Genomic DNA, 9,887 nt, shown 5'->3' with positions numbered 1-9,887 from the left:
CTGTTTGCGCTGGTCAACCTATGGATGGCGCGCGGGATACTGCTGCAACCGAGATAGGGTTGCTGCGTCCGCCGTGGCCTGAAAAGGCTGGCGGCGGCACGAAGAACATGGAATGGGGCTCGCGGGCGGGAGCATCTTGCCTGCCGCTGGCTCAAATACGCGCCGAGAGCATGAGGCGGTGATTGATCAGACCATCCCTAATTCATGGCGAACAGCTTAGCCACCGCTTTACTCAAATGTCACCCGAGAACCGGTGGGAAGGAATTATGAAAATAGGCTATGTCACCTTTACTCTGATACTCGGATGCTTCGCTCTCGGTCTGTGCGCACAAGAGGTGACTCCACCTGTTGAACCGCAATCTGTGGTTGAGATACTCCAAAATGCTCTCTACTTTAATAGAGACCACCGATCCCTCGACGATAAGATCCGCACGATGGCAGTAGCGGAAACAGCGATGCTTGGGAGAAATCAGGCCGGTTGGTCGCCGCGACATGAGAAATGGGCTCTCGTGTACTGGCGGGTTCTTTCAGACTTGGAGCGGCATGCACCCGAGATAGCAGCGGCTTGGGATCAGGATAAGGCACAAGAAGCATATCAACAGGCTATCCTTTCCCAGCTATCCGTAGAGGACGTAACGGAGCTGCATCAATTTGCCTCGAGCGAGCTTGGCGCGCGATATGCCCGGTTCATGTTGGGCTTGGATAGAGCGTTACATTCGAGTTCTTATACCTTCGATGCAGACGGTCACGCTAAAGCTCATTGCAATGCCTCCATGGATCTTTGCAAACAATACATGCGAATCGCACATCTTTCTCGCCAGTATAAATCGCTTGTTGCAATACACCTTGATCCCGGGGCAACCGCGTTGGAACGAGCTCGCTACGCGGCGAGCGACTTAATACTGGAGAGCACGTTTGATGGAGGCGCATCTCAACTAAATCAGTTGCTAGCAACGTTCCAAAATGATCTACCTGCCTTTGAGGCATACGAGCGCTCGGATTTGGCGCAACACATCTTCAAGGCGATGGCGATCACAGATAGAGATCTATCGAAATTTGTGGTTTATTGGGGAGCGGCAGAAGTAGAGAGAATTAAACAGCCCTTGCGGCCGAGGTGGATCGCGTATTTCGCAGCCACAGTGAAATGAATCCGGCAAGTAACATTGCGTCATTCCAACAAAAAAAGCCCGCCATGCGGCGGGCTTTTTCTTGCAACGGGAGGCAGCAGGCTCAGGCCTTCTGCACTTCCTCGGCCTGCAGGCCCTTCGGGCCCTTGGTGACCACGAAGGTGACACGCTCGCCTTCCTGCAGCGACTTGAAGCCGTTGCCCTGGATCGCGCGGAAATGCACGAACAGGTCTTCACCGCTTTCCGGCGTGATGAAGCCGAAGCCCTTGGCATCGTTGAACCACTTGACCGTACCGCTTTGACGTTCCGACATGACACATACCCTTGAAACATGAATGATTTTGCGGCCGGGAGCGGGTGCAACCGAGCGCAGGATGTAGCAGGGAATCCGGGTCCTCCCCGGCCCTTGCCCGGACGAGCTTACACGGAAACGCGTCGCGGCGTCGGCTGCGGTCGCCAGCGGTTCAGCTGGCGGCAGCCCGCACCCGGCCGGTTCACGGCCATCCCGTACAATATCCGCATGAAGATCGCCTCCTGGAACGTGAACTCGTTGAAGGTGCGCCTGCCGCAGCTGACGCAGTGGCTGGCGGACGCCAGCCCGGACATCGTGGCGCTGCAGGAAACCAAGCTGGAGGACGCGAAGTTCCCCGCCGCGGAGCTGGCCGCGGCCGGCTACCGCAGCGTGTATTCGGGGCAGAAGACCTACAACGGCGTGGCGATCCTCGCCCGCGAGGGGCTGGGCGAGTTCGCCGACGTGGTCACCGACATCCCCGGGCTGGAGGATCCGCAGCGGCGCATCCTCGCCGCCGGCGTCGGCGGGCTGCGCATCGTCGACCTCTACGTGGTCAACGGCAAGGCGGTGGGCGACGAGAAATACGCCTACAAGCTGCACTGGCTGGAACGCGTGCGCGAGTTCCTCGCCGGCGAGATCGCGCGCCATCCGAAGCTGGTGGTGCTGGGCGACTTCAACATCGCGCCCGACGCGCGCGACGTGCACGATCCCGCCGCCTGGGGCGAGGACATCCTGTGTTCGCCGCCCGAGCGCGCCGCGCTGAAGGCGATCACCGATCTCGGCATGCACGACAGCTTCCGGCTGTTCGAATCGGACGGCGGCCACTACAGCTGGTGGGACTACCGACAGGGTGCGTTCCGGCGCAACATGGGCTTGCGCATCGACCTGATCCTCGTCGGCGAGGCCCTGAAATCCGCCGCCGTCGGCGCGGCGATCGATCGCGAACCGCGGCGCTGGGAACGCCCCTCCGACCACACGCCGGTGACGCTGCAACTGGATATTGAATGAATACAAGCAAGACCGACTGGCCCAGCTCGCTCACCGACGACGAGCTCGACGAACTGGACCGCTACCTGCGCGCCCACGTCCAGGAAGGCGACGACCGCCTGCTGCTGGACGGCGTGCACGGCCTGCTCAGCGCGCTGGCGGTCGGTCCGCTGCAGGTGCTGCCGGACGAATGGCTGCCCGAGGTGCTGCACGAACCGTTCGCGAACGAGCGCGAGGGCAACCGCGTGCTGGAACTGCTGGCCAAGCTCAACGACTCGATCAGCGCCGAACTCGACGTGGACGCCTACGAGCCCATCCTCGGCGAGATCGACACCGAGACCGGCCCGCAGCTCTCCGCCGCCGGCTGGTGCGAGGGCTTCAGCCGCGGCATCGACCTGCGCGCCGCGCTGTGGGAAAGCCGGCTCGCCGACGATCCGCAGCTGATGGAACTGCTCGGCCCGGTGATGGCGCTGGCGGTGGACGACGGCGTGCTCAGCGCCGACGCCGAGTTCGAGAAGCTCAGCGACGACGAATACGACGAGTGCCTGTCGCAGGTGCCCGCCGTGCTCGACGCGGTCGGCCAGTACTGGCAGGCCAAGCCCGCCACCGAGGCCGAAGTGGAGGCGATGGTGCAGCGGCATACCGCACCGGACACCGACCACGACGGCACCCCGCCGCGCCACCGCAGCGGGCACTGGGTGCACTGAAGCCGCACATGCGGCGAGGGATCTGCAAGCCATGGACGCCGCCGCCGCGCTCTACGAACCCATCAACACGCTGAAGCCGGTCGCGTCCGGGCTGTGGATCGTCGACGGCACTATCGTGCGCATGGCCGCGCTGGGCGGCAGCGCGCCGTTCACCACCCGCATGACCGTGGCGCGTCTGGCCGACGGCTCGCTGTGGTGCCATTCGCCGATCGCGCCCGACGCGGCCCTGTTCGCCGCGATCGACGCGCTGGGCCCGGTGCGCCACCTGGTCTCGCCGAACAAGTTGCACTACGCGCACATCGAGGCGTGGAAGCGCCGCTATCCCGAGGCCGTCGCCTGGGCCTCGCCCGGCGTGCGCGAACGCGCGGCCAGCCAGAAGATCGAGGTGAGCTTCGATACCGACCTCGGCGACGCGCCCGAGCCGGCCTGGGCCGCCGAACTCGACCAGCTGCACTTCCGCGGCAGCCGCGCGATCGAGGAAGTGGTGTTCCTGCACCGCGCCAGCGCCACCCTGGTCCTCGCCGACCTGATCGAGAACTTCGAGGTGGCGAAGCTCGGCACCGCGATGCGCTGGATCGCGCGCCTGGGTGGTGTGCTCGATCCCGACGGCAAGACGCCGCTGGACATGCGTTTCACCTTCCGCGACCGCGGCGCTGCGCGCGCCTGCCTGCAGCGCATGCTGGCCTGGCGACCGCAGCGGGTGATCCTCGCCCACGGCCGCTGCTACCTGGATCACGCCGAAGCCGAGCTGCGCAGGGCGTTCCGCTGGCTGGCCTGAGCGCAGCGAGCGTCGTCGCGCTGGCGGAACGATCCGTTCCCGCCGTGGCGCTTGGATAACACTCCACACGCGCGCATCTTGGCGGCATCACCTCACCGGAGCACCGTCATGAGCGAACGCCGCATCCTCCGCCGCATCCGCGGCACCGACACCTCCGATGGCGCGGGCGTGAAGCTCAAGCGCGTCATCGGCCAGCCCGCGCTGGACATGCTCGATCCGTTCCTGCTGCTGGACGAGTTCCGTTCCGACAGCGCCGACGACTACATCGCGGGCTTCCCCGAGCATCCGCACCGCGGCTTCGAGACGGTCACCTACATGTTGGCCGGCCACATGCAGCACGGCGACAACCACGGCAACCGCGGCGACCTCGTGCCCGGCAGCGTGCAGTGGATGACCGCCGGCCGCGGCATCCTGCACTCGGAGATGCCGCAGCAGGAGAACGGCCTGATGTGGGGCTTCCAGCTGTGGGTGAACCTGCCCGCCAGCGACAAGATGACCGCGCCGCGCTACCAGGACATAGCCCCCGAGCGCATTCCCACCGTGCAACCGGCCGATGGCGTCACCGTCAAGGTGATCGCCGGCGAACTGGCCGGGGCCGTCGGGCCGGTGGCCGGCATTCCCACCGCGCCGGTGTACCTGGACATCGCGGTCGAGCCGGGTGCGCAGGTGGAGATTCCGCTGCCGGAAGGCCATCACGCGTTCGCCTACGTGTTCGACGGCACCGAGGCCGAGGTGGCTGGCGAAAAGCTCGCGCGCAGCGAGCTGGCGGTGCTGTCGCCGGGCGCGAGCGTGCGCATCGCCGGCCGCGCGGCACCGGCGCGCGTGCTGCTGGTCGCGGGGCGGCCGCTGAACGAGCAGGTCACCCGCTACGGGCCGTTCGTGATGAACACGCCCGAGCAGATCCACGAGGCCATCGCCGACTTCCGCGCCGGCAAGTTCTGACGCACCGCGTCCACAGCTGCCCCGGCCGAGCCGGCCGGGGCCTTGCCCCGTTGCCATGGCGCAGCCGGCGGCGATCCGCCCGGGGCGGCGAAAGGCGGACCGTATCGACATCCACGACGTGATCGCGCCCGCGGATGCGTGGCGTGCCCCGCCGTGCGTGCCACCGGCCCGGCCGGTTGGTACGACCGATGCTTGACTTCAGGCGGGTCGGCCGATGCCGACACAGATCCAGGGCGCCGACGCTTGCAAGCCACCGAGCATCGGCGTTAAATAAAGATTAATCTTCGCAGGTTCATGTGGCTGTATTCTCTAGCTGTTGTCAAACCACAACAACCGATAGACAACTCACTGATTTTTCTAGTCATGCTCACCTTGATCCTCACCGCCGCCCTCAGTCTGCTCGCGCTTGCCGCGATCGCGGTGAAGCATGTGCCCGCCGGGCAGGTCTACAGCCTCTACCGTCACGGCAAGCCGGTGCGCCTGTTGCAGCCGGGCACCCACGTGGTGCTGCCGCTGCTGGACCGGGTCGGCCATCGCATCGACCTCGGCGGCCGCGTGCTGCGCTTCGAGGAGCCGCTGGCCGACGCGCGCGACGTGCGCGGCACGGTGTACTGGCAGGTGCTCGAGCCCGAGCGTGCCGATTCGGTGATCGAACAGGCCGACCAGCTGATCCGCAGCGGCGCGCTGGAAGCGCTGCAAGGCGAGGCGGAGGCGAATGCCGATGATCGGCGCGCACTGGGCCAGCAGCTCAAGCAGAGCCTCAACGGCACGCTGCGCGCGCGCGGCGTGATGGTGACCCGGGTGGAGCTGGATTTCGCCTGACCCGTATTCGCAACCGCGCCGAGCGCCCGAGAGCGCCGCGCGACAGGGGCCTTGAAGCAAGCCTTGAACCCGCCACCCGGCGGGTTTTTTGTTTTCGTTTCGCGAATATGGATGATTGCAGGCGGTTTTGAGCAGTGCGGCCATGGATGGCCGCCCGTTTGATTCTGCGATCATGGACGATCGCAATGACCAAGGATTCCGCATGACCACCCGCGCCGCCCTGCAGCAACGCCTGGAACAAGGCATCGCCGCGCTCGGTCTCGCCCTGCCCGCCGGCGTGGTGGAACGCCTGCTGGATTACCAGGCCCTGCTGGAACGCTGGAACGCCACCTACAACCTCACCGCGGTGCGCGACCCGGCCGAGATGATCACCCGCCACCTGCTCGACTCGCTGGCGATCCTGCCGTTCGTGCACGGCGAAACCCTGGCCGATCTCGGCACCGGCCCCGGCTTGCCCGGCATCCCGCTGGCGATCGCCGCGCCCGGGCGGCCGATCCTGCTGGTGGACTCCAATGGCAAGAAGGTGCGCTTCCTGCGCGAGGCGATCCGCGCGCTGAAGCTCGACGGCGTGCGCGCCGTGCAGTCGCGGGTGGAGGACGTGGAAGGCAAGTTCGACTGCATCACCGCGCGCGCCTTCGCCAGCCTCGCCGACATGCTGGGCTGGGGCGGCCATCTGCTGGCGCCAGGCGGTATCTGGCTGGCGATGAAGGGCAAGGCACCGGACGAGGAATTGCCCGGCGTGCCGGCCGGTTTCGCGGTGCGCGGCATCCACGCGCTGGCGGTGCCGGGGCTGGACGCCGAACGCAGCCTGGTGGTGCTGGGCCGCACCGGCGACTGAACCCGTCCTGCCGGGCCTGCTAATCTACGTCTCCTTTCGCGACACGAAACGACGACATGGCACGCATCCTCGCTGTCGCCAACCAGAAGGGCGGCGTCGGCAAGACCACCACGGCAGTGAACCTCGCAGCGGCGCTGGCCGCGGCGAAGCGTCGTGTGCTGCTCGTCGATCTGGACCCGCAGGGCAACGCCACCATGGCCTCCGGCGTGGACAAGCACGCGGCGCGCCCGAACGGCTGCGCGGTGCTGCTGGAGGAAGCCACGGTGGCCGATGCGGTGGTCGCCACCGACGCCCATTACGACCTGCTGCCCGGCAACGGCGACCTCACCGCCGCCGAACTGAAGCTGATGGACACGCTGGCGCGCGAGCACCGGCTGAAGGAGCAGCTGGCCACGGTGGCCGGCCGTTACGACACCATCCTGGTCGACTGCCCGCCCTCGCTGAACCTGCTCACGCTCAATGCGCTCACCGCCGCGGACGGCGTGCTGATCCCGGTGCAGTGCGAATACTTCGCGCTGGAAGGCCTCTCCAGCCTGCTGGAGACGGTCAAGGCGGTGCGCCAGCGGCTGAACCCGAAGCTGGAGATCGAAGGCCTGCTGCGCACCATGTACGACGTGCGCAACAACCTCGGCAACGAGGTCTCCGCCCAGCTCACCCAGCATTTCGGCGACAAGGTGCTGCGCTCGATCATCCCGCGCAACGTGCGCCTCGCCGAGGCGCCCAGCCACGGCCAACCCATCCACCTGTACGACCGCAGCTCGCGCGGCGCGATCGCCTACATCGGCCTCGCCGGCGAGATCATCCGCCGCGAACGCGGCCTGCCGCCGGTGGCGGTGGAGTCGCACGAGGCCGACGATTCAACCGACATGATCGAGCCGTCCCCCGCGGGCGCGCATGGCGTGGTGCTCAAGGCACCCGCCGCCAACCACCAGGATTGAGGCTGAGGAATGGCTGCTGCAAAGAAACGAGGACTGGGTCGCGGGCTGGACGTGCTGCTCGGCGGCGAAGGCGCCGCCACGCCGGTGCTGGAGCAGGAGGGCGAGCTGCGCATGCTGCCGATCCAGCAGATCCAGCCCGGCAAGTACCAGCCGCGCCGCCACTGGAACGACGAGGCGCTGGACGAGCTGGCCGCCTCGATCAAGGCGCAGGGCCTGATCCAGCCGGTGGTGGTGCGCGCGATCGGCAAGAACAGCTACGAGCTGATCGCCGGCGAACGCCGCTGGCGCGCCGCCCAGCGCGCGCAGATGAGCGAGATCCCCGCGCTGGTCAAGGACGTGCCGGAAGTCGCGGTGCCGGCGATGGCCCTGATCGAGAACATCCAGCGCCAGGACCTCACCCCGCTGGAAGAGGCCGACGCGATCAAGCGCCTGATCGAGGACTTCGACCTCACCCACCAGCAGGCCGCCGATGCGGTGGGCCGTTCGCGCGCGTCCGTGTCGAACCTGCTGCGCCTCACCGAAATGCCCGAGCCGATCAAGCGGCTGCTCGACGACGGCAAGCTGGAGATGGGCCACGCGCGCTGCCTGCTCACGCTGGATGAAATCATCGCGGTGCCGCTGGCCCGCCAGGCGGTGACCCTGGGCTGGTCGGTGCGCGATCTGGAAGACGCCGCGCGCCGCGCCCAGGCCGCGCCCAAGGGCAAGGCGAAGGGCACGCCGCCGCGCGATCCCAACATCGCCGCGCTGGAACGCGAGCTGGCCGAACGCTTCGCCACCCGCGTCGAACTCGCCGCCGCCCGCGGAGGCCGCGGCAAGCTGGTGATCCACTACCACAGCAACGACGAGCTCGAAGGCATCCTCGGCAAGATCCGTTGAGGCGGCTCTGAAAGATGAAGGGGTTAACCTGCCCCGAATTCCACCTTTGCGCACGGGCCATGACCAGCAAGACGCGATTCGACCAAGGATTGCCATGCCCCGGATTTCCGCCAACACACTGGTCGTTTCCATCCAGGCCGTCGACACCCAGGTTCGTCAATTGCGCAAAGCCGTTGAACGCGACGACGCCGAGGCCGAAGAGATGCAATTGCTGGAACAGTGGGAGGATGCCGCCCGCGATCTGGAAAGCGCCTACGACATCGAAGCCAGGAACGTGCTGAATCTTCCGCCCTATGACGAGCTCGTTGGTGGCTGACGATGGTGGCGCAACTATCGCTGGTAGTGAGACGGGGGACGCCCCCGATCCGATGGCCTGAAAGATGAAACGGCTTGCTCCGGTCTCCTTGGTGGTGAATCCCCGACAACGTCAATTCGAGGCGCTGACCCGCGCGCACGCCGGCGACCTGTACCGCTATGCCTACTGGCTGTGCGGGCAGGACGCGCTGGCCCAGGACCTGGTGCAGGAAGCCCTGCTGCGCGCGTGGAAGAGCCTCGACGCGCTGCGCGAGGCCGAATCCGCCAAGCCCTGGCTGCTCACCATCCTGCGTCGCGAGCATGCGCGCCTGCACGAGCGCAAGCCGCTGGATACCGTCGAGCTGGACGACAACCTCGCCGAGGACGCCGCCTGGGCCAGTCCCGAGCGTCACGGCGATGCCGCCGAACTGCGTGAAGCCATGTCGAGACTGCCGCACAAATACCGCGAACCGCTGCTGCTCCAGGTGCTGGGCGGCATGAGCTGCGAGGAGATCGCCGTCGAACTGGACCAGCAACCCGGCGCAGTGATGACCCAGCTGTTCCGCGCGCGGCAGAAACTGAAATCCATCCTGCAGGGCGGCCGGGCGGAGGTGCAGCATGGACTGCCTTGAGTTCCGCCGCCGGCTGGGCGCCGAGCCGCAGTCGCGCGACCCCGAACTGCTCGCGCACCGCGAGAGCTGCGCCGCCTGCGCCGCCGCATGGGAGCGCGCCCATGCCTTCGAGCGCGAGCTGCAGGTGGCGCTGGCCGTGCCCGTACCCGCCGGCCTCGCCGACCGCGTGCTGCTGGCCCAGGCCACCGGCGAGCGCCAGCATGCCATGCGCCGCCGCCGGCACGTCGCGTTCGCACTGGCCGCCTCGCTGCTGCTCGCGCTCGGCGTCGGCGGCTACACGTGGCGCCAGGTGGATGCGCGCTCGCTGCCCGCGTTGGCCGTGGCGCATATGCCCGGCGAGATCCGCTCGCTCGACCTCGTCCAACCGGTCGGCGCGCCGGCGATCGCCGCCGGCTTCGCCGACCGCGGCGTCAGCCTGCGCGGCCCCGCGCCCGCCGACGTCACCTACGTGCACGATTGCCCGGTCGGCCCGTACAAGACCGTGCACCTGGTCAGCCGCATAGCCGGCACGCCGGTGGCCGTGCTCTACCTGCCGCACAAGCAGGTCGCGCAAGCCCGCGACTTCCACCGCGACGGCTGGCACGGCCGCATCGTGCCGCTAGACCACGGCACCTTGGTGATGCTCACCGACCGCGGCGGCGCGCCGCACTTCGA

13 protein-coding genes are annotated in these 9,887 nt (G+C 67.1%); 12 read left to right on the top strand and 1 reads right to left on the bottom strand.

The annotated features are described in order from the left end of the window. Positions 1 to 266: 266 nt before the first annotated feature. Positions 267 to 1,148 (top strand): hypothetical protein, encoded by an 882-nt coding sequence (locus B0E52_RS18225; protein WP_139351528.1) that lies wholly within the window; start codon positions 267 to 269, stop codon positions 1,146 to 1,148. A gap of 82 nt (positions 1,149 to 1,230) precedes the next feature. Here the strand turns inward: B0E52_RS18225 and B0E52_RS00110 are convergent, their stop codons facing one another. Then, positions 1,231 to 1,440, bottom strand: a complete 210-nt coding sequence (locus B0E52_RS00110; protein WP_077480516.1) for a cold-shock protein — start codon at positions 1,438 to 1,440, stop codon at positions 1,231 to 1,233. A 207-nt stretch (positions 1,441 to 1,647) separates the two neighbouring features. On the opposite strand from B0E52_RS00110, the gene xth reads away from it, so the two are divergent. From xth to B0E52_RS00055, 11 genes are all read left to right on the top strand, one after another. Continuing rightward, on the top strand, positions 1,648 to 2,427 hold the full coding sequence (gene xth, locus B0E52_RS00105; protein WP_077480512.1) for an exodeoxyribonuclease III: 780 nt from the start codon (positions 1,648 to 1,650) through the stop codon (positions 2,425 to 2,427). Continuing rightward, complete coding sequence (locus B0E52_RS00100) at positions 2,424 to 3,113, top strand: YecA family protein (RefSeq protein ID WP_077480510.1); 690 nt, start codon at positions 2,424 to 2,426, stop codon at positions 3,111 to 3,113. Before xth ends, B0E52_RS00100 begins: the two co-directional genes overlap by 4 nt. A gap of 31 nt (positions 3,114 to 3,144) precedes the next feature. After that, positions 3,145 to 3,891 (top strand): DUF4336 domain-containing protein, encoded by a 747-nt coding sequence (locus tag B0E52_RS00095; protein WP_077480508.1) that lies wholly within the window; start codon positions 3,145 to 3,147, stop codon positions 3,889 to 3,891. 108 nt (positions 3,892 to 3,999) lie between these two features. Further along, on the top strand, positions 4,000 to 4,833 hold the full coding sequence (locus B0E52_RS00090; RefSeq protein ID WP_077480506.1) for a pirin family protein: 834 nt from the start codon (positions 4,000 to 4,002) through the stop codon (positions 4,831 to 4,833). Between the two features lie 363 nt (positions 4,834 to 5,196). After that, positions 5,197 to 5,655, top strand: coding sequence for an SPFH domain-containing protein (locus B0E52_RS00085; RefSeq protein ID WP_077480504.1), 459 nt, complete (start codon positions 5,197 to 5,199; stop codon positions 5,653 to 5,655). A gap of 202 nt (positions 5,656 to 5,857) precedes the next feature. Further along, positions 5,858 to 6,493 (top strand): 16S rRNA (guanine(527)-N(7))-methyltransferase RsmG, encoded by a 636-nt coding sequence (gene rsmG, locus B0E52_RS00080; RefSeq protein WP_077480520.1) that lies wholly within the window; start codon positions 5,858 to 5,860, stop codon positions 6,491 to 6,493. 56 nt (positions 6,494 to 6,549) lie between these two features. Beyond that, positions 6,550 to 7,431 carry a ParA family protein gene (locus B0E52_RS00075; RefSeq protein ID WP_077480502.1) on the top strand — a complete coding sequence of 294 codons (882 nt, stop codon included), beginning with the start codon at positions 6,550 to 6,552 and terminating at the stop codon, positions 7,429 to 7,431. 9 nt (positions 7,432 to 7,440) lie between these two features. Next, positions 7,441 to 8,307, top strand: a complete 867-nt coding sequence (locus B0E52_RS00070) for a ParB/RepB/Spo0J family partition protein (RefSeq protein WP_174575523.1) — start codon at positions 7,441 to 7,443, stop codon at positions 8,305 to 8,307. A gap of 94 nt (positions 8,308 to 8,401) precedes the next feature. Then, entirely contained in the window at positions 8,402 to 8,623 is a 222-nt protein-coding gene (locus tag B0E52_RS00065; protein ID WP_077480500.1) for a hypothetical protein, read from the top strand. A gap of 64 nt (positions 8,624 to 8,687) precedes the next feature. Continuing rightward, entirely contained in the window at positions 8,688 to 9,233 is a 546-nt protein-coding gene (locus B0E52_RS00060) for a sigma-70 family RNA polymerase sigma factor (protein WP_077480498.1), read from the top strand. Continuing rightward, positions 9,220 to 9,887 (top strand): DUF3379 family protein (locus B0E52_RS00055; protein WP_077480496.1); only part of this gene is annotated, 668 nt, incomplete at its 3' end. The genes B0E52_RS00060 and B0E52_RS00055, both read left to right, overlap by 14 nt.

Origin of the sequence: Rhodanobacter sp. C06, assembly GCF_002001105.1 — a bacterium.
Lineage (GTDB): Bacteria > Pseudomonadota > Gammaproteobacteria > Xanthomonadales > Rhodanobacteraceae > Rhodanobacter_A.
This window is presented reverse-complemented; position numbering and strand designations above follow the sequence as displayed.

Coding starts and splice junctions, on each gene's coding strand:
- B0E52_RS00090 (WP_077480506.1), top strand. CDS start 4,000: ATGAGCGAACGCCGCATCCTCCGCCGCATCCGCGGCACCGACACCTCC.
- B0E52_RS00070 (WP_174575523.1), top strand. CDS start 7,441: ATGGCTGCTGCAAAGAAACGAGGACTGGGTCGCGGGCTGGACGTGCTG.
- B0E52_RS00095 (WP_077480508.1), top strand. CDS start 3,145: ATGGACGCCGCCGCCGCGCTCTACGAACCCATCAACACGCTGAAGCCG.
- B0E52_RS00100 (WP_077480510.1), top strand. CDS start 2,424: ATGAATACAAGCAAGACCGACTGGCCCAGCTCGCTCACCGACGACGAG.
- B0E52_RS00060 (WP_077480498.1), top strand. CDS start 8,688: ATGAAACGGCTTGCTCCGGTCTCCTTGGTGGTGAATCCCCGACAACGT.
- rsmG (WP_077480520.1), top strand. CDS start 5,858: ATGACCACCCGCGCCGCCCTGCAGCAACGCCTGGAACAAGGCATCGCC.
- B0E52_RS00085 (WP_077480504.1), top strand. CDS start 5,197: ATGCTCACCTTGATCCTCACCGCCGCCCTCAGTCTGCTCGCGCTTGCC.
- B0E52_RS00110 (WP_077480516.1), bottom strand. CDS start 1,440: ATGTCGGAACGTCAAAGCGGTACGGTCAAGTGGTTCAACGATGCCAAG.
- B0E52_RS18225 (WP_139351528.1), top strand. CDS start 267: ATGAAAATAGGCTATGTCACCTTTACTCTGATACTCGGATGCTTCGCT.
- B0E52_RS00075 (WP_077480502.1), top strand. CDS start 6,550: ATGGCACGCATCCTCGCTGTCGCCAACCAGAAGGGCGGCGTCGGCAAG.
- B0E52_RS00065 (WP_077480500.1), top strand. CDS start 8,402: ATGCCCCGGATTTCCGCCAACACACTGGTCGTTTCCATCCAGGCCGTC.
- xth (WP_077480512.1), top strand. CDS start 1,648: ATGAAGATCGCCTCCTGGAACGTGAACTCGTTGAAGGTGCGCCTGCCG.